Genomic DNA, 18,725 nt, shown 5'->3' with positions numbered 1-18,725 from the left:
CGCGTCGGATCGGCGCCGGTTGACCGTGCGACGCGCGCCCGCGTATGTTCCGGGCCATGGCCTCCGCCCCTCGCTGGCTCCTCGCCCTCCTCCTCTGTGCTGCTCCGTCGCTGTCCGGCTGCAACACCGGGCCCGGCCTCACCAAGGTCGAGGCGCCGGCCGAGGGCATCACGCTCCGCTACGACCTCACGCCCGGCCAGGTCTATCAGGGCAGCGTGCGGCGCAGCGCCACCATCCGCGCCGCCAGCAGCGCCACCAGCACCTCGCAGAGCTTCAGCTTCGACCTCACCCTGACCGTCCGCGGCCCTGACGAGACTCGCGGCGGCACCGCCGTCACCGCCCGCTTCAGCGGCGTCTCGGTCAAGTGGAGCCTCCCGCCGAGCTTCCCGGTCAGCGTCGCCGAGTTCAACCGCACCGCCAGCCAGCAGCTGCAGGGCCTCGAGGTCGACTTCAACGTCGACGACAGCGGCAAGATCCTCCACATGCCCGAGCTCCCGGACGACCTCTCGGCCGAGCTCCGCGTCGTCCTGCAGCAGGCCCTGGACGCGCTCGAGACCGCCTTCCTCACCGTCCCCGCGCGCCCGCTCAAGGCCGGCGACACCTGGAAGGACGACAAGAAGCGCGGCCGCAGGGGCAAGCTGGGCCGCTACAGCGAGGGCACCGTCACCAGCAAGCTCGACGGCTTCTACAAGACCGGCGAGCCGCCGATCACCGTCGCGCGCCTCGTCACCGACACCGACGAGACCGAGATCACCACCACCTCGGCCGGCAGCCACGAGGTCAAGAAGCAGTCGACGATCACCGCCCTGTTCGCCACCGAGCAGCAGTACCTCTACAGCTACGTCAACGAGGAGCAGATCTTCGACGCCGGCAACACCAACACCTTCGCCAAGACCGAGGTGAACTGGGCCAAACCGGCCAGCCAGACCGGCGGCGCCGCGGCGGCCAAGGTGCAGGACATCAGCGACCCCTGCCACCCCGACTACGTCGGCTCCGAGGAGTGCAACGCCGAGGCCGCCCCGCCCGCGCCCGCCGGCGGCGAGCCCCCGGCCAGCAGCCAGCCGCCGACCACCTCCGCCCCGCCGCCCTCCGGCAACTGAGGGCACCTGTCGGAAGGGACATGCTCGAGAGGGCATGTCCTTTCGTCGTTGTCCCCAGCGACATGCCCCTCAAAGCATGTCCCAAAGCACCTACCCGCGCCGCGGCACCCGCTTCGAGATCCCGCAGCAGATCTCGTACGGGATCACGTCGGCCCAGCGCGCCAGCTCGTAGACGTCGATGCGGTCGCGGCCCTGCGCCCCGAGCAGCGTCACGCGCTCGCCCTCGCGGGCGTCGGGCAGGTCGGTCACGTCGATCATCGACACGTCCATCGTGATGTTGCCGACCACCCGGCAGCGGTGCCCGCGGACCAGCACCTGCGCCTGCCCGCTCATCCGCCGCGGGTAGCCGTCGGCGTAGCCGACCGGCACGATGCCGAGCCGGGACGGCCGGGTCAGCTCCATCCGGTGCCCGTACGACACCCGCGCGCCGGCTGGCAGCTCGCGGATGCCGAGGATCCGCGAGTGGACGCTCATCGCCATCCTGAGGCCCGGCAGCTCGACCTCGCGGCTCGACGCGGCCCCGTAGATCGCCACCCCCGGGCGCACCATGTCGAAGTGCGCGTGCGGCAGACGGACCAGCCCGGCGCTGTTGCACACGTGACGGATCGGCGGGTGGAAGCCGCGGCTGGCCAGCACCGCCAAGCTGTCGCGGAACGACTCGAGCTGGCGCGGGCTCGTCACGTCGTCGGGCTCGTCGGCGCAGGCGAAGTGGGTCATCACCCCTTCGAGGCGGACGTGCTGCCCGTCTTCGCCCTCGAGCCAGTCGAGGAACTCGGGCAGCTGCCCCGGCAGCGCGCCGAGGCGCGACATCCCGGTGTCGATCTTCAAATGGATCGGCAGCGGCGGCGCCCCGCTGCGGCGGACCGCGGCGGTGAGCAGCTGCAGGTGCTCGCGGGCCCACACCACCGGCGTCAGCGAGCGGTGGACGATCACGTCCTCGGAGCCCGGATGGACCCCGCCGAGCACCAGCACCGGCGCGAGGATCTCGGCCTGGCGCAGCTCGACGCCCTCTTCGACCAGGCTGACCGCGCAGCCCCACGCGCCGGCGTCGACGAACGTGCGGGCCGCCTCGATCGCCCCGTGGCCGTAGCCGTCGGCCTTGACCACGGCGAGCACGCGGCAGCGCGGACCGACGGCGGCCTGCACGGTGCGCAGGTTGTGGACCATCGCGCCGGCGTCGACATACGCATAAGTCGGCCGGACTTCGACGATCGGAGCTTGCCTGCGGTCGGCGACCCGACGTTCAGGCCCGGAATAACGCACGGGCCCGAAGTTAGCACGAGGATTCGGGGAGCGTGGCATCGGACGCGTCCCCCAACGCGTCCGGCCCCGCCGACATTCCGCGGCTTCAGGTCGTCTCGTTGACGAGGCTGTCGTTGAGGATCATGCGCCGGCCGCTGCCGCTGACCAGGCCGTTGCGGGCCATCGCGCTGAGCGTGCGGGACACGGTCTCACGACAGGAGCCGACCATGCGCGCGAGCTCCGACTGCGTCGGCACCGGCGCGAGGATCCACCCGGCGCTGGCCGGGTTGCGGCGGCCCTGGCGGCGGGCCAGGCGGGCCAGCGTGCGGCGCAGCCGCTGCTCCACGTCGCACAGCGCCAGGCCGCTGGCCACGGCCTCGACCTCGCGGAGCTTCTCGTACTGCAGCCGCATCAAGCGGACCACGGTCTCGGGCTCGCGGCGGAGGTGCTCGCTGAGCGCCTCGCTGGGGATCCGGAGCATCTCGCTCTGGACCGCGGCGACGGCGGTCGTCGACATCACCATCCCGGGCATCGCGCAGTTCTCGCCGAACACTTCGCCGGGCCCGAGGCTCGACAGGATGAGGTCACGGTTGCCGTCGACGGCGCGGACCAGGTTGATGCGCCCGCGGAGCACGATATAGAGGCCGTCAGCGGGCTGCCCGTCGTGGCAGAGGATGCTGGCGGGCGTCTTTCGGACCCGCACCGCCGTGCGCCCCAGCACCTCCAGTTCGGCGGGGCGGGCAGCGGTGAAGGGCTCGACGCAGGACAAGATATCCTGGGCTTCCATGCGCTCCAGGGGGATGCTAGGGCGGCGGGATTCCGACTCAACGTGCATGCTTGTGGGGGTGAGCACAAAGCGGGCCAAACGCCGGCACGGCGCGTCAAACGCCTAACTCGTTGATTTTCCAATCGTCTTCCAAAAATACGGCGATCATCGCGCCCCTGGAGACCTGTTGCACGATCGCCACAGGTGAGTGAATTGGGCAACGCTGTGATCCATGTCGTGCCGGCGCACATGGCGCCAGCTCGTCCCACCACCGGTTCGGTGTACCTTTCCGCCCGTGCCGACCCTCGTGCTCAACGGTGAGCCCCACCCGTTCGCGCCCGGGACCACGGTCGGGGCGCTGGTCGCCTCGCTGGGCCTGGACCCGCGGCAGGTAGCGGTGGAACGCAACCGAGAGATCGTGCCGCGGGCCACCTACGACCGGACCGAGCTGGTCGACGGTGATCGGCTCGAGGTGGTCACCTTCGTCGGCGGAGGCTGAATTGAGCGACACACACGACACCTGGACCCTCGCCGGTCGCCCCCTTACCTCGCGGCTCATCATCGGCACCGGCAAGTACAAGGACGCCGACGAGACGCGCGCCTGCCTCGCCGCCAGCGGCGCCGAGATCGTGACCGTCGCCCTGCGGCGCGTCGACCTCAAGGTCAAGGACAACCTGCTGTCGTGGATCGACCGCGGCCGCTACACGCTGCTGCCGAACACGGCCGGCTGCTACACCGCCGACGAAGCCGTCCGCACCCTCCGCCTCGCGCGCGAGCTCGGCATCGCCGACCTCGTCAAGCTCGAGGTCATCGGCGACCCGCGCACGCTCCTGCCAGACAACGAGGAGACGCTCAAGGCCGCCAAGATCCTCCTCGACGAGGGCTTCGTCGTCCTTCCTTACTGCACCGACGACCCGATCGTCTGCCGCAAGCTCGAGGCGATGGGCTGCGCCGCCGTCATGCCGCTCGCGGCGCCGATCGGCAGCGGCCTCGGGATCCGCAACCCGCACAACATCCGCCTCATCGTCGAGCAAGCCAAGGTCCCGGTGATCGTCGACGCCGGCGTCGGCACCGCCAGCGACGCCGCGATCGCGATGGAGCTCGGCTGCACCGCCGTGCTCATGAACACCGCCGTCGCCCACGCCCAGGTCCCCGTGCTCATGGCCGAGGCCATGCGTGACGGCATCATCGCCGGGCGCAAGGCCTACCGCGCCGGCCGCATGCCCGCGCGCGTGATCGGCAGCGCCTCGAGCCCGACCACCGGCATGATCGAATGAGTCCTCCCGGGCGCGCTCTGCCGGTTCGCCCTCTCGCAAAATCGCTGGCGCGGCCTTCGCTCGCCGCGCCGGCGTTCGGAGAGCCGAACGCCGCGAGCAGGTCCTCGAGCCCCGCTGCGGCTTCGTCGTGGCCGCCGACCGACCTCGCGGGCTGGTGGCTTCGCCCGCAACGCTCCATCTCCGCACCACGTCCTCAGCGCGAGCGATTCGATCAGCCAGACGGGCGCCTGGAGCTCGCGGGCGCTCCGCTCCGCTTCCATCCACAAACTCGTGACCCCCCCGTTCCACCTGCTCGCCATCACCCCGCCGACCGGCCCCGTCGACCCCGAGCTGGTCGCCGGCTGGCGCGCCGGGGCGGGCGACCTCGCGCTCGCCGTCCTGCTGCGCGAGCCCGGCGCCGCGCCCGAGGCCCTGCTCGACCCCCAGGGACGCCTGGCCCCGCTGATCCGCCGCTGCCGCGACCGCGCCATCCCGCTCCTCCTCGCCGTCGATCCCGAGCACGCCGGGCGCGCTGCCGCGCTCCCCGGCGTCGACGGCCTCCACCTGCGCGGCGACCCCTCGCTCGCCCGCCTGGCCGACCTCCGTCCGCGCCTCCCCGGTTTGCTCGGGCGGGCCGTCCACGGCGAGCCGCAGGCCGGCCACCACCTCGTCGACTACACCCTCGTCGCCCCGATCTTCGCGCCGACCACCGCCCAGCCCGGCGCCCCGCTCGGCAGCAAGCGACCGATCGGCCTCGCCGGGCTGCGCGCCTGGACCGCGGATCCGGCCGCCTGCGTCGTCGCGCTCGGCGGCGTCGGCCCGGCGACCGCCGCCGACTGCCTGGCCGCGGGCGCGCGAGCCCTCGCCGGGATCGGCGTCTTCTTTGGTCCGCCCGCGCGGGTCGAGCAAGATGTCGCCGCGCTGAGCGAGCAGCTCCGCGCCTTGCATGTTCTTTCGCCGCGAGCCAGAGCCTGACGACTACCCCGCGCCGCCGGACCGCACCTGGCCGACGCGGCTCGCCTGGTGCGTCCTCGTCGGCGGCGCCGCGCTGCTGGTCCTGCGCTGCAGCTTCGCCACCGTCGTCGAGATCCACGGCGACGGCATGGCGCCCAACCTCCGCAGCGGCGACCACGTCCTGTTCGTGCGCGGCACGTGGGGCCTCGACCGCGGCGACCTCGTCGTCTACGACCCCACGCCGCCGCCGCCGCCGCCCGAGCCGGCGCCGCTTCAAGAACCTCCCGGCGACAAAGCTGCACCCGAGGCTCGCCCCCGCGTCCCGGGCAGCCGCGATCGCCTGCGCAACACCGCCGTCGTCGACCCCAAGGAGCTCGGCCTCGACGACGAGTGGGAGAAGGTCCAGCGGCGCAGCGGCGTCGCCGGGCAACCCCCGCCGCGCAGCTTGAGGGTCGCGCGGATCCTCGCCGTCCCCGGCGACGCCGTCACCTTCGGCGACGCCCGCGGCGCGCTCGGCCTCGCCATCAACGGCGAGCCGCTCGCGCACAAGCCCGGCGACGGCCCCGGCGAGCCCGGCGCGCGCCCGACCTCCTTCGAGATCATCGGCGATCGCCGCTACCAGGTCCTCGCCAGCACCGCCGGCCCCGACGCCTGGCCCGGCATGGACATCCCGGCCGACGGCGGCCCTTACGAGGTGCCGGCCGACGGCTACCTCCTCGTCGCCGACAACCGCGACGAGGGCGCCTGCTGTGACTCGCGGGCGATCGGCTGGGTCGAGACCGACCAGATCCGCGGCGAGATCGTCCTCCGCCTCGGCGGCGCCCCCGAGGCCGCGCCGGCCGACAAGCGCTGAAGGACATGCCCGACGGGGCCTGCGCATGAGCACATGCCTTATCAGGCATGTCTCTTTCGACATGTCTTTCCCGTCATAAAGGGCGGCGGCACGACCGCTGCAGTCCCTCGCCGAGCACCGCGCGCTCGTCACGGTCGACCGCGCGGGCAGAGCGCGACCCGACGCGCCAGCGTGCGCCCGAGGGCGTGCGCCGAGATCGCCGGCCCCCGCTCCAGCGTCATCGCAGCGGCCGGTCGCCGCGGCGCTGCAGCATCACCAGTACATCACGCGAATCATCAGCGTCGCCCTCCGTGGGGGGACGCCACGTGGCGCAGTCCCTCCTTCTCTCACCTTCCCCCCTCGCCCCGCGCGAAGCCTGCCGCGAGCGCGTTCGAGTTCGATCCCGTCCTCGCCTCGGGCACCCCACCTCGCTCGGCTCGATCGCCGCATCCGGCACGCTGCGGCGGCGCAACCTCGAGTCCCCGCGCGCGGAGGAGTCCGCTCCATTGCGACAGACGCCGCACCTCGCGGCTCGACGCCGAGCTCGCCCCGCGGGCGCTCCGACCGCCCCGACGACGAATCCGGCCCTCCGGCGCGGTGGCGCGTCAACGAGCGCAGGCGCTATCATTCGCGTCCGGCATGACCGCCTCGACCAAGCCCGACCTCGATCGTCCGCTGCGGATCGGAACCCGCGCCTCCGAGCTGGCGCTGTGGCAAGCGCATCACATCCGTGACCGGCTGCGCGCCGAGTGGGGCGACGGGCTGGTCGTCGAGCTCGTCCACATCACCACCGAGGGCGACCGGATCCAGGACCGTCCGCTCAACCAGATCGGCGGCAAGGGCCTGTTCGTCAACGCCATCGAGGAGCAGCTCGCCGCCGGCGCCGTCGACCTCGCCGTCCACAGCATGAAGGACCTGCCGGGGCGCCTGCACCCCGGCCTCGCCATCGTCTGCACCCCGCCCCGCGAGGACGCCCGCGACGCCCTCGTCCTCGGCCCTGCCCTCCGCGCCAGGCTCTGTCCCGAAGGACATGCTCCGAGCGACCTGTCTATTCAGTCATTGCCGGCCGGCGCCACCCTCGGCACCACCAGCCTGCGCCGCGGCGCGCTCGCCCTGCGCCTGAACCCCGGCTTGCAGATCCGCCCGCTGCGCGGCAACGTGCCCACGCGTCTGCGCAAGCTCGACGCCGGCGACTACGACGCCATCCTGCTCGCCACCGCCGGCCTCGTCCGCCTCGGGCTGGCCGACCGGATCGACGCGCGCCTCGACCCCGAGCAGTTCTGCCCTGCCGCCTGTCAGGGCATCCTCGCGCTCGAGAGCCGCGCCGACGACGACCGCGTGCGTGCCCTCGTCGCCCCGCTGGCCGACGCCCACGCCGCCACCGTGGCTGCGGCCGAGCGCGCCTTCCTCGCCCGCCTCGACGGCGGCTGCCAGGTGCCGATGGGCTGCCACGCCGAGCTGCGCGACGATCTCCTGCACGTCCGCGGCGTCATCACCGACCCGGGCGGTCGCCCCTGCTTCACCGCCGCCCGCGTCGGCCCGCCCGCCGAGGCCGCCGAGCTCGGCACCGCCGTGGCCGAGCTCCTGCTCCGCCTCGGCGCCGACGCCGTGCTCGCCGCGCTCGCGCACAAGACCTGAGGGGCATGCTCTCGCAGGCATGTCGTAACAGACATGTCTGTTCAAACATGCCCTCCCCGACATGTCCCCTCGACGCGCCTCTGGCGATGCGAGAGCCCGACCCATGACGAGCTCGCCAGCGCCGGTCCCCGCGCTCTCACTGGCTGAAAGAGCCATCTCCTCTGCTCCTTCGGAGGCGCCGGCCCCTCGCGCTCGCCTTCGCTAGCGCTGTTGGAGCCCCCTCCGCGTCAGCGCAGCTCGCTCGCGCTGCGAGAGCCGGGCGCGTCAGCGCAGCTCGCTCGCGCTGCGAGAGCGCCCCTTGCCCCCTCGGCAACACGTCCGCGCCCGGTCACTCGCGCACGAGCTCGGGCTTCACCAGCGCCGCCGCCTCGGCGACGGCCGCCGCCGACGGCACCTCGAGCCCGAACAGCTGCTGCACCGCGCCGGCCAGGTCCGCCTCGGCGCCCTCGCCGACGGCCGCCTGGCGCAGCGCCGTCATCGGCTTGTGCAGCAGCTTCTGCACGATCCCGTTGGCCAGCGCCTCCACGGCCTTCTGCTGCTCCGGCGCCAGGCCCTGCAGCTTGCCGCGGATCCGGCCGAGCTCCGCCTCGGCGATCGCGCGCGCGTGCTGCTGCAGCGCCTGCACGATCGGCCCGATGCTGCGGGCCCGCTGCCAGGCCACGAACTCGGCGACCTCCTCCTCCACCAGCGACCCGGCGCGCTCCGCCTCGGCCGCGCGGGCGCGCATGTTGTCGTGGACGATCCCCTGCAGGTCGTCGATGTTGTAGAGGAACACCTGCTCGAGGCGGGCCACCTCCGGCTCGACGTCGCGAGGCACCGCGATGTCGACGAAGAAGATCGGCTTGCCGCGGCGGACCTTCATCACCGGCCGCAGCAGCGCGCGGTCGATCACCGGCCGCTGCGCCCCGGTGCTGGTCACGACGATGTCGGCGCGCCGCAGCTCGGCGTCGAGGCTGTCCCACGGCGCGAAGCGGGCCGACAGCTCGTCGGCCAGCGCCCGCCCGCGGGCCTCGCTGCGGTTGACCACCGCGATCTCGGCCACGCCCGCGGCCTTGAGGTGGACGCCGGCCTGCGACGCCATCTCGCCGGCGCCGACGAGCAGCGCGCCGCTGCCGGTGAGCTCGCCGAAGATCGATCGCGCCAGGTCGACCGCGACCGACGGCACGCTGGCCGCGCCGCGGGCCACGTCGGTCTCGCTGCGGACCCGCTTGGCCGCGCGGAAGGCCGTGCCGAGGCAGCGGTCGAGCACCCCACCGACCGTGCCCTCGCGCTGCGCCAGCTCGAACGCGTCCTTCACCTGCCCGAGGATCTGCGGCTCGCCGACGACCATGCTCTCGAGGCTGGCCGCGACGCGGCAGATGTGGCTCGCCGCGGCCCGTTCGCCGCGCACGAACGTGTGCGCCACCAGCTCGGGCAGCGGCACCGCGCGCGTGTCGGCGAGCGCCTGCAGCACGCGCTCGCCGGCGCGGGCCCAGTGGGGCGCGACCGCGTAGACCTCGACGCGGTTGCAGGTCGACACGATCATCACCTCGCCGAGGCCCGCGCGCTCGCGCAGGGTCGACAGCGCGGCGGCGACGTCACCTGCCCCGAAGGCCAGGCGCTCGCGGAGCTCGACCGGCGCCGTCTTGTGGTTGAGGCCGACCGCGACGAGCTCCGTCATGCCCGCACCCCGTACCATACGAGCACGAGCAGCGTGCAGGCGAAGGCCGCGAGGGTGAGCAGCGCCGACTTGCGGCCGCGGACCCCGAGCGCCGCGCGCATCACCAGGATCGCCGCGCTGCACAGCCACGCGGCGGCCGCCATCACCACCTCGATCCAGCGCCCGCCGATCGCCGCCACCCCGCCCGACTTCACCGTCCACAGCACCCCGGTGACGATGGTCAGGGTCAGCACCGGCACGACCAGCATCACCGCATGGTAGTGCAGGCGCTCCAGTCCGGTCAGCGACAGCCCGCCCGGCTGCGGCTTCCAGCGTTTCAGCCGCAGCCGCCGGTCCATCGTCAGGTAGAGCGCGGCGATGCCCGCGGCGATCGTGAACCCGCCGAGGCCCGCCGTCGCCAGGCCGATGTGCGCCTTCGCCAGCGCGCTCGTCGGCGCCGGGAGTGGGTCGTGGACGCTCGCGGCGCCGAACATCACCCCGATCGACAGGCCGAGCAGACCGACCGGCGCCACGATCGCGCCGAGCGTCGCCGCCCGGCGGATCCGTCCGACCACCAGGCCGCCGACCACCGCGATGAGCGCGCCGAAGCTGGTAGCGAGGAACACCGAGCTGAACGGGTGCTCGCCGCCGACGCACTGCGCCCCGATGCAGGCCACGTGCAGCGCCGCCGCGAGCGCCAGCAAGATGCTGGCGCGCGTCTCGCGGGACTGGGCGTCCGCGCGCGCCTCGCTCGCGGGCGGGTCGAGCGCGTACGCGAAGATCGCGGCTCCGTAGGCGAGCGAGGCGAGGATGAAAAGGATCAGCATGCGACGCTAGTTGTCGGACGACGTGCCGAGGGCCTCGATCTGTTGCATGAGGCGGCCCCACGTCGGTCCATCGAGGCGGACCTCGGCGCCGCGCGCGTCGACCACCGTGGCGATGAAGCCGGGCTTCACGGTGTACGCGTAGTCGCCCATCACGACCGAGCTCTCGTAATGGTCGGCGCCCATCTGCGCCAGCTCTTGCGACGTCTTCACCCGGCCGACGACGTCATGAGGATCGGCCTCGCCGCCGTCGATGCGCTCGAACCACACCGCGGGGTTGATGAAGAGATCGACCGACGGTGGACCCGACACGCGGAGGAGGTCTTGCTCGAGGGACACGGTCCCGGTCGAGAGCCAGGTGTCGACGAGGGTCTGAGCGACGAAGATCCGCGGCATGCCCGGCCAGGGTAGCCGCGCGCGCGCGGCCTCACAACCCTTGCGCTGCCGCGAGCCCGGCACCATGCTCTGGCCCGGCGCCGACGCCGGGAGCGCCGCGCGCCACCGCCGCGAGCGGCCCCACTTCCACTGCTGCAAGCCCGTCCAAGCCTGACTGCTTCACGGCCCTCTGGCCTGCACCTCACCCGCCCCAACCACCATGGCATCCGACAAGATCACCAACACCTCGGACCAAACCTTCAAGAACGACGTCCTCGACTCGCAGACCCCGGTCCTGGTCGATTTCTGGGCCACTTGGTGCGGTCCGTGCCGCGCGATCGCGCCCCACCTCGACGCCCTCGCGGGCGAGCTCGACGGCCAGATCAAGATCGTCAAGCTCGACGTCGACCGCAACCAGAACACCGCCGTCGAGTACGGCGTCACCAACATCCCCACCCTGCTGCTGTTCAAGGGCGGTGAGCTGAAGAACCGCATGGTCGGCGGCGGCTCGCGCGGCAAGATCGCCGAGTTCATCAAGACGGTCCTCTGAGCCGTCCCGCTCGCAACAGTCCAGAAGGACAGGTCCCTCGGGACCTGTCCTTCTGTTTTACGCGAGCCGGTCGCTCACGGCTTGACGAACTTGAGCGTCATGCGGTCGCTCTCGCCGATCGCCGCGTACTTGTCGCGGTCCTTGTCGCCGAGCTCGAAGCTCGGCGGCAGGGTCCACACGCCCTTCTCGTAGTCCTTGGTGTCCTTCGGGTTGGCGTTGATCTCCGAGCGGGCCTGCAGCTTGAAGCCGAACGACTCGATGCGAGCGACCACCCAGTCCTCGGGCAGGTAGCCGGTCGCGGCGATCTTCTTCGGGTCGTCGACCGGCTGCGGCTTGGCGCGGTGGGCCTCGACGCCGAGGACGCCGCCGGGCTTGAGCGCCTTGAAGGCCGCGCCGTAGATCGCCGCGTCGATGCCGTCCTCGACCCACCCGTGGGTGTTGCGGAACGTGACGACCAGGTCGACCGAGTTCTCGGGCGCGAGCACCAGCGCCGACGGGTCGGTCACCGTCACGACCTCGACCTTGTCGTAGACCTCGGGCGCGCCGGCCAGCTTCTCCTTGAACTTGTTGCCGCTGCGGGTCTGGTAGGCGTCCGGCGGGCCGCTGGTGTCGAAGTTGGTGACGATGAGCTTGCCGCTGTCGCGCAGCGTCGGCGCCAGGATCTCGGTGAACCAGCCGCCGCCGCCGGGCCACAGCTCGACCACGGTCATGTCCTTCTTGAGGCCGAAGAACAGCAGCGTCTCGAGCGGGTGGCGGTACTGATCGCGGGCCCGGTTCTCGGCCGAGCGCTGCGGGCCGGCGATGGCCGCCTTGAGCGCCTCCACCGTCGCGGGGTCGGCGTCGCGGACCGCCGCGGCTGCGGGATCCTCGCCGCCAGGAGCCGGCGTCTCGGCCGGGGCTGCCGGCTTGGAGGCGCAACCAGGGAGGACTGTCGTCGTGACCAGCGCGGTCAGCGAGAGGGAGCGAAGGGCCGTGCGCAAGAACATGCGCCGCGAACATACTCCACCGCACCGGGCCGGCCATCCGGCGGAGCACCGGTGAGCTGAGCCACGTCATCCTGCCCGGCCGGTCCCCGTCTTTACCTTTCGAAGCCTGCGCACGGGTGTTAAACCGAACATCGCATGAAGCTTCGCGGCAGGATCCTCTGGCTCACCGACGACCCGCAGGGCATCGCGCAGCAGCTGACGGGCACGGATCTCGACGCCCGCGCAGACGCCGCCCCGGCGCTCCACTACGGCGTCAACACCGACCTGATGATCAGCGGCGCCGCCTGCACGCTCGGCTACACCGGCGACATCCTCGGGCCCTACTTCCTCGAGAACTTCAAGGAGCAGGTCCAAAAGGACAGCATCAAGGACGGCGGCTTCCAGGTCGTCGTCGGCGGCGACGCCTACGGCTCCGGCTCGAGCCGCGAGGTCGCGGTGGTCGCCCACCAGGGCGCCGGTATCGAGCTCGTGGTGGCCCGCAGCTTCCAGCGGATCTTCCAGGAGAACATGGTCTACAGCGGCCTGCCGTTCACCACCGACTTCGGGGTGATCGATCGCCTGCAGGCCGGCGAGGACGTCGACCTCGGCGAGCTCGCGGCCGAGCTGCCGCCGTTCTTCCGCGCCGTCGTGCAGAACGGCGGCCTCCTGCGCTACGGCACCCGCCTGCTCGCCGGCGAGATCGAGCCCGAGTACCGCACCGACGCCCCGGCCCGCCCGCTCAATTGCGTCGAGAAGATCATCGCCGCGCGCACCTGGGCCGGCGGCGAGCGCTTCGGCGTCGCCGCCGTGGGGCCCGGCGACCAGGTGCTGTGCGAGGTCGGCTTCCGCGGCGTGCACGAGTACACCGGCGGCATGGTGATGGCGCTCTACGAGCAGGAGTGGGGCAACACGCCGGTCAAGAACCCCGAGCTCGCCGCCGCCTTCGAGGACCACTTCGTCCTCATCGACCAGCCGACGGTCCCGCTGCGCGTCAAGAAGCAGCGGCTCGACTCGGCGAGGCAGCTGCGCGACGAGATGGTCAGCGCCAGCCTCAAGAACGGCATCCGGATCCACGGGCCCGGCCAGAAGTACGACGCCGGCGTGTGCCACCGGATCGTCGTCGAGCAGTACGGCAACCCCGGCACGATCATCATCCTCACCGACTCGCACACCCCGACCGCCGGCGTGCTCAACGCCTTCGCGTTCGGCGTCGGCTCGACGGCGATGGCGTTCGCGCTGCGCACCGGCCTGGTCCCCGTCACCGTGCCGAAGACCGTGCGGATCTGGGTCACCGGCGACGCGCGCGGCGTCGTCTCGCCGAAGGACCTCATCCTCCACATCATCGGCGACCCGTACTTCCGCGAGGAGCAGTGGCGCACCTCGGCCACCGACACCTGCGTGATCCAGATCGGCGGCCCCGGCCTCGATCAGTGGAACGTCGACGAGCTCAGCGTCCTCACCAACATGACCGTCGAGGGCGGCCTCATGACCGGCATCGTCGAGCCGTGCGCGCCGGTGCGGGAGTTCCTGCGCACCCGCCGGCCCGGCGTCGACACCGACGCCCTGTTCGTCGAGCCCGACGAGGGCGCCGAGTACGTGCGCACCATCAACATCGACCTCGCCAAGGTCCCGCTGACGGTCGCCACCCCCGGCGACTCGCGCAACCGCGCCGCCCTGGCCGACGTCGGCGACGTCCCGATCCACAACGTCGTCATCGCCTCCTGCACCGGCGGCTCGCTCGCCGACGCGCGCGACGTCCTCCGCGGCCGCAAGCTCGCGCCCAAGGTCCGCGTCACCGTCACGCCCTCGAGCGCCGAGGTCAGCGCCTCGGCCGAGCGCGAGGGCCTGCTCGGCCTGTTCCGCGAGCTCGGGGCCGTGGTCACCGCGCCGGGCTGCGGCTCGTGCATCGGCAACGGCCCGGGGATCCCGCTCGAGGGCGAGACCACCGCGAGCACGACCAACCGCAACTTCGACCGCCGCATGGGCGCGCCCGGTCCGGTCTACCTCGTGTCGCCCGCGGTCGCGGCGGCCTCGGCCGTCACCGGTCACCTCACCGACCCCCGCAGCCTCACGGGCACACAGGCGTGACCGTGCGCGACGGCGCCGCCCCTCGGCTCCGCGCACGCGACGGGTGACGCGGGCGCGTCACGAACCCGAGTCCGTCCCGTCGCGTCGTTGACATGGAGCGCCGGCCGCTCGCCTCGCTGCCGGCGTTCGCTCCACCCGGCGGACGCGCCGTCACGGCCGTTCCTCCGGTCTCGTCCGGCATGGCTCGCCTCACTCGCGCGCAGGCGTGATCGAACGCGCCGCTCGCCGGCTTGTCGGTCGGGCGCGGCTCGGCGTACCGTCTGCGCCTCTATGCGCGTGATCGAGAGCTTCCTGAACGGCGCCTGGCAGTCCGCGGACGGCCCGAAGACCATGCTCGTCAACCCCGCGACCGAAGAGGTCCTGGCCGAAGCAGCCTCGGCGCGCGGCCTCGGCGACGCCGTCCGCCACGCCCGCGAGGTCGGCGGACCTGCGCTTCGGGCCATGTCCTTCCGGCAACGCGGCGCCCTCCTGCAGGCGATCGCCAAGCTCCTGCACGCCCACCGCGAGGAGCTGCTCGACCTCGCCGTCGTCAGCGGCGGCAACACCCGCGGCGACGCCAAGTTCGACGTCGACGGCGGCCTCGGGGTCCTCGCCGCCTACGCCGAGCTGGCCGAGAGCCTGCCGGAGTCGCCGTGGCTGGTCGAGGGCGAGCCCGCGGTGGTCGTGCGGACCAGCAAGGTCCGCGTGCAGCACCTGCTGCAGCCGCGCCACGGCGTCGCCGTGCACATCAACGCCTTCAACTTCCCGGCCTGGGGCATGCTCGGCAAGGCCGCGGTCGCCTGGCTCGCCGGCATGCCGGTGGTGTCGAAGCCGGCCACCAGCACCAGCCTGCTCGCCCACCGGATCGCCGAGCTCGTCCTCGCCGCGAACATCCTCCCGCCGGGCGCCTTCCAGATCCTGATCGGCTCGGTCGGCGACCTGCTCGACCACCTCGGCCCGCAGGACGTCGTCGCCTTCACCGGCTCGGCCGACACCGGCGCCAAGATCCGCGGCCACCGCAACGTCCTCGCCCACGGCGTGCGCGTCAACGTCGAGGCCGACAGCCTCAACTCGGTCGTCCTCGGCCCCGACGTGCAGGAGGGCAGCGAGCTGTGGGACCTGGTCGTCCGCGACGCCGTCACCGAGCTGACCCAAAAGACAGGTCAGAAGTGCACCGCCACGCGGCGGATCCTCGTCCCCGAGGCCGCCCTGCCCGCGCTGCGCGACGCCCTCGAGGCGCGCCTCGGCGAGCGGGCTGCGCAGACCGGCAACCCGCTGAGCAAGAGCGTCAAGATGGGCCCGCTGTCGACCGCGCAGCAGCTCGCCGACGCCCGCGCCGGCGTCGCCGCCCTGCGCGAGCGCGCCCGCATCGTCCGCGGCGACCCGCAGCGCGGCGAGTTCGTCGACGTGCCCGCGGGCAAGGGCTTCTTCCTCGAGCCGATCCTGCTCGAGGCCGACGCCGCCGCCGTGCTCGATCGCAGCGCCGTCTTCCACCGCGTCGAGGTGTTCGCCCCGGTCGCCACCCTCCTGCCCTACGACGGCAGCGTCGCCCAGGCCGCGGCCATCGTCGGCTTCGGCGGCGGCAGCCTGGTGAGCACCGTCTACAGCGACGACCGCGAGTACGTCGCCCGCGCCGTCGCCGAGCTCGGGCCGCAGCTCGGGCGCCTCGTGCTGTCCGACGAGAAGGGCGCCGGCGGCTCGTTCAGCCCCGGCGGCGTGTTCCCGCAGGCGCAGCACGGCGGCCCCGGCCGCGCCGGCGGCGGCGCCGAGCTCGGCGGTCGCCTCGGCCTCGAGCTCTACATGCAGCGCACGGCCGTCCAGGGCGGCGCGAGCCAGCTCGCGCGCCTGTTCGGCGGCTGACGTCCGCCGGCCGGCGCGCTATCCTCGGCCGGCATGCCGATCCTGGTCGCGCTGGTCGTGCTCGTCGCGGTGCTCGGGGGCGTCGCCTACGCCGGCTTCGCCCGCTTCCTCGAGCACCGCGAGCGCATGGCCGCGCTCGAGGCCCAGCGCCCGCGTGTGATCCTCGCCCTCCCCCCGGGCGACAACCGCGACACCGACCAGCTCACCGAGGAGATCCTCGCCGCCTGCCGCCAGAAGGGCGTCGACGTCGACCTCGACCTGCGCTGACCCGACCTCGTCGCGTCGCCTTCGTGCTCGGGACATGTGCGCCCGGACATGCTCTTCCAGGCATGTCCCATCGGACCTGTCCGGAAGTACACGCATCGCACGAGCTCCTGCCCTGACCCCCGCGGAGGTACGTCGGCGCCGCTGGCCTACCGAGCGCCGGAGCGGACGCGGCCTGGTGAGCGCCCTGTCGCCCGGACACCACGAGCCCCCGTGAGATCGACCGGCACGGTGGGTTCGATCTTCCTCCGATGGCGCTCCCTGGCAGCGCTCTTGCTGCGCGGGAGCGCCTCCTCGCTCGCGGCTTGCCCGGGCGCGCCGGCGAATCGCTTCGCTCGACCGGAGCACGAGTGGCAAGCCATACTGGCCGATCCCGCCGAGGTCTGGCCGCGCATGCCGGACGGCGCGTGCTCGAAGGCCCGGGCGTGCATCGACGGCCGATGTCTGCCCTGCACGCGGGACGCGGAGCGCCGCGCCGTCGAGCGCTGCGTGTTCGGCCACTGCGTGCTCAGCGACCGCATCCAGTAACGCTCCCGACGCGACTGCGACGATCCGGAAGCGCTCTGTCTGTTGTCCGGATACACGCCTCTCGATCCGCGGAGCCACCGGGACATGCACGCATATTGCCGATCGCCCCGCGGAGGGGTCAGAAAGTCCGCGGAGTGAGCAGCGCGCTGCGGCCCTCGCGAACCGCCCGTCGCGTCGCAGGGGGCCACCGAGGCCCGGCGCTCACGAGGTCCAGCCACCCTGCTCCAGTCGCCGAGGGTACCCTCGGCGACACCGCGCACGGCGACGCCCGAGCCCGAACGCCCAGCTCGTCACCGAACCGAACCCATCGCCCGGCCGTCGGCTTCGCTCGCGCAGCGGCTTCACAGTCCCGCGAAGATCTGCATCGGCACCCCGACGCGGGCCGCCCACTCGGCCTCGTTGTGCATCGCGCCCGGCGCGTGGACGTAGAACAGGTCGACCTCGGGCGTGTAGCCGATCGACTGCAGGATCGCGTCGAACTGCGCGTTCTCGCAGTAGTTGTCGAACGAGTCGGGCGCGTCGTCCTCGATCCCGTCGGCGTCCGCGTCGACGCACGAGCCCTCGCCGCCGCTGTCGATGTAGATCGTGAACTCGCGCTTCCCCGCCGCCTCGTACGTCTCGAGGATCGTCTCGTTGTGCAGCTCGAGCGAGCCCCAGCCGACCGTGCCCGACAGGCTGATCGCCATGTCGTAGCGGTGCGGGTACAGGTCGGCGATCGCCAGGCTGATGAGCCCGCCGAGCGACGAGCCCATCGTCCCCACCTTCTGGGGCACGCCGTACGCCGCCTCCATGCGCGGGCGGATCACCGAGTCGACCAGCTCCGCGTACACCGCTCCGTCGCCGCCGACCGGCTGGCCGTCGAGCTCGTCGGGCACCTGCGTGTACTCGTCCATGCGCGCCGGCGTGTTCGTGATCCCGACGACGAGCGTGTTCGGCGGCGCGCTCGTCGTCAGCTGCCAGCCGCCGAAGAAGGCCGTCGGGTCGAACAAGTTCTGCCCGTCGTGGACGTACAGCGCGTGGGTGAACGCGCCGTCCTGCGGCACCAGCACCTCGAGGTCGCGCGGCAAGAGCCCGAGGTCCGGATCCTCGATCGCGTACCAGCGCTCGAGGTGAGCCGCGCTCGCGCGCACCAGCGAGTACACGCCGAAGTCGTCGTAGCCGTGGCGGCGCCCGTACGGGTCGGCGATCCACTGCATCGAGCCCGGCTCGTGGAACTTGTAGAGGCTGCCGTCGGGCGCGGCGATCGGCTCCTCGATCCACCACAGCGGACCGGCCTGGCTCATCGGCGCCGGCGCCCAGTCGTTGTGGTCGCCGGCCAGCCCCCACGCGCCCTGTCCGCAGAGACAGGCGAACAGGAACCCGCCCGAGGCCGTCGCGACCGGGAAGCCGCCGCGATCGGCGATCGTGCGCATCGCCTCCTCCGCGTCGACCTCGCCGGCGATCGCCTGGCGCAGCAGCGCCTCGTCCTCCGACTGCTCGGGCCCGCCGCTGGTCGCGTCGGTCTCGGACGTCTCCGACGTCTCCGCGCCCGACGTCGCGGTCGCCGCGCCCGTCGAGGTCGCCTCGCCCGTCTCGCTCGTCGTCGGCGTCGGCTCGGTGCCGGGAAAGCTCTCGCCGAACGACGTCGCCGGGTTCACCGTCGTCGCCTCGCTGTCGGTCTCGGCGCCCGCGTCGGGCCGACAGGCGAGGACGAACGCGACGAGCGGAGAGCAGCGAGGGGAAGCGCGCATGCCCGCGAAACATACGCCAACGGCGTCCGGCGTGCGACGGCCTCCCCGGGGGCGCTTCGGAACGATGATTCCCCGTCGCGTGCACGCGCGACGACGCCCTGCGCTGCCGACCGGGTCGCCCCCCCCCCCCGCAGG

At 72.6% G+C, this 18,725-nt stretch carries 17 protein-coding genes; 10 read left to right on the top strand and 7 right to left on the bottom strand.

Features of this window, described 5'->3' with window-relative positions; all coding sequences use genetic code 11:
• Window positions 1-56: 56 nt before the first annotated feature.
• The gene (locus NAEX_RS40100) at window positions 57-1,100 is read left to right on the top strand and encodes a hypothetical protein (RefSeq protein WP_143140642.1); all 1,044 of its coding nucleotides are present in this window, start codon (window positions 57-59) and stop codon (window positions 1,098-1,100) included.
• 90 nt (window positions 1,101-1,190) lie between these two features.
• Here the strand turns inward: NAEX_RS40100 and alr are convergent, their stop codons facing one another.
• Together alr and NAEX_RS40090 are read right to left on the bottom strand one after the other, a co-directional pair.
• Window positions 1,191-2,402 (bottom strand): alanine racemase, encoded by a 1,212-nt coding sequence (gene alr, locus NAEX_RS40095; RefSeq protein ID WP_096332736.1) that lies wholly within the window; start codon window positions 2,400-2,402, stop codon window positions 1,191-1,193.
• Window positions 2,403-2,448: 46 nt separating this feature from the next.
• Entirely contained in the window at window positions 2,449-3,129 is a 681-nt protein-coding gene (locus tag NAEX_RS40090) for a Crp/Fnr family transcriptional regulator (RefSeq protein ID WP_170136413.1), read from the bottom strand.
• Window positions 3,130-3,403: 274 nt separating this feature from the next.
• Between NAEX_RS40090 and thiS the strand changes: the two genes are divergently transcribed.
• From thiS to hemC, 5 genes are all read left to right on the top strand, one after another.
• The gene (gene thiS / locus NAEX_RS40085; RefSeq protein WP_256254053.1) at window positions 3,404-3,607 is read left to right on the top strand and encodes a sulfur carrier protein ThiS; all 204 of its coding nucleotides are present in this window, start codon (window positions 3,404-3,406) and stop codon (window positions 3,605-3,607) included.
• Between the two features lies 1 nt (window position 3,608).
• On the top strand, window positions 3,609-4,385 hold the full coding sequence (locus tag NAEX_RS40080) for a thiazole synthase (RefSeq protein WP_096332733.1): 777 nt from the start codon (window positions 3,609-3,611) through the stop codon (window positions 4,383-4,385).
• Between the two features lie 270 nt (window positions 4,386-4,655).
• On the top strand, window positions 4,656-5,339 hold the full coding sequence (locus NAEX_RS40075; protein WP_170136412.1) for a thiamine phosphate synthase: 684 nt from the start codon (window positions 4,656-4,658) through the stop codon (window positions 5,337-5,339).
• Entirely contained in the window at window positions 5,311-6,171 is an 861-nt protein-coding gene (locus tag NAEX_RS40070) for a S26 family signal peptidase (protein WP_096332731.1), read from the top strand. Before NAEX_RS40075 ends, NAEX_RS40070 begins: the two co-directional genes overlap by 29 nt.
• A gap of 618 nt (window positions 6,172-6,789) precedes the next feature.
• Window positions 6,790-7,788: a hydroxymethylbilane synthase gene (gene hemC, locus NAEX_RS40065; RefSeq protein ID WP_096332730.1), complete on the top strand. Its 999-nt coding sequence runs from the start codon at window positions 6,790-6,792 to the stop codon at window positions 7,786-7,788.
• Between the two features lie 328 nt (window positions 7,789-8,116).
• Here hemC and hemA read toward each other — a convergent pair whose 3' ends face one another.
• The 3 genes from hemA to NAEX_RS40050 are packed head-to-tail and all read right to left on the bottom strand — an operon-like array spanning window position 8,117 to window position 10,647.
• Window positions 8,117-9,448 carry a glutamyl-tRNA reductase gene (hemA, locus tag NAEX_RS40060; RefSeq protein WP_170136411.1) on the bottom strand — a complete coding sequence of 444 codons (1,332 nt, stop codon included), beginning with the start codon at window positions 9,446-9,448 and terminating at the stop codon, window positions 8,117-8,119.
• Complete coding sequence (gene ccsA, locus NAEX_RS40055; RefSeq protein ID WP_096332728.1) at window positions 9,445-10,254, bottom strand: cytochrome c biogenesis protein CcsA; 810 nt, start codon at window positions 10,252-10,254, stop codon at window positions 9,445-9,447. The genes hemA and ccsA overlap by 4 nt, the downstream gene beginning before the upstream one ends.
• 6 nt (window positions 10,255-10,260) lie before the next feature.
• Window positions 10,261-10,647 (bottom strand): hypothetical protein, encoded by a 387-nt coding sequence (locus tag NAEX_RS40050; protein WP_096332727.1) that lies wholly within the window; start codon window positions 10,645-10,647, stop codon window positions 10,261-10,263.
• A gap of 199 nt (window positions 10,648-10,846) precedes the next feature.
• On the opposite strand from NAEX_RS40050, the gene trxA reads away from it, so the two are divergent.
• Entirely contained in the window at window positions 10,847-11,176 is a 330-nt protein-coding gene (gene trxA, locus NAEX_RS40045) for a thioredoxin (RefSeq protein ID WP_096332726.1), read from the top strand.
• Between the two features lie 74 nt (window positions 11,177-11,250).
• Here trxA and NAEX_RS40040 read toward each other — a convergent pair whose 3' ends face one another.
• A complete protein-coding gene (locus tag NAEX_RS40040; protein ID WP_096332725.1) occupies window positions 11,251-12,162 on the bottom strand; it encodes a class I SAM-dependent methyltransferase in 912 nt (303 codons plus the stop codon).
• A gap of 135 nt (window positions 12,163-12,297) precedes the next feature.
• On the opposite strand from NAEX_RS40040, the gene NAEX_RS40035 reads away from it, so the two are divergent.
• The 3 genes from NAEX_RS40035 (at window position 12,298) to NAEX_RS40025 (ending at window position 16,335) form a co-directional block, all read left to right on the top strand.
• Window positions 12,298-14,229, top strand: a complete 1,932-nt coding sequence (locus NAEX_RS40035) for an aconitase family protein (protein ID WP_096332724.1) — start codon at window positions 12,298-12,300, stop codon at window positions 14,227-14,229.
• 270 nt (window positions 14,230-14,499) lie between these two features.
• Window positions 14,500-16,068, top strand: coding sequence for a 3,4-dehydroadipyl-CoA semialdehyde dehydrogenase (locus NAEX_RS40030; RefSeq protein WP_096332723.1), 1,569 nt, complete (start codon window positions 14,500-14,502; stop codon window positions 16,066-16,068).
• A gap of 33 nt (window positions 16,069-16,101) precedes the next feature.
• The gene (locus tag NAEX_RS40025; RefSeq protein WP_096332722.1) at window positions 16,102-16,335 is read left to right on the top strand and encodes a hypothetical protein; all 234 of its coding nucleotides are present in this window, start codon (window positions 16,102-16,104) and stop codon (window positions 16,333-16,335) included.
• 866 nt (window positions 16,336-17,201) lie between these two features.
• On the opposite strand, the gene NAEX_RS40015 is transcribed toward NAEX_RS40025, so the two are convergent.
• Entirely contained in the window at window positions 17,202-18,590 is a 1,389-nt protein-coding gene (locus NAEX_RS40015) for an alpha/beta hydrolase (RefSeq protein WP_096332720.1), read from the bottom strand.
• Window positions 18,591-18,725: the final 135 nt, after the last annotated feature.

It is taken from the genome of Nannocystis exedens, assembly GCF_002343915.1.
Lineage (GTDB): Bacteria > Myxococcota_A > Polyangia > Nannocystales > Nannocystaceae > Nannocystis > Nannocystis exedens.
This window is presented reverse-complemented; position numbering and strand designations above follow the sequence as displayed.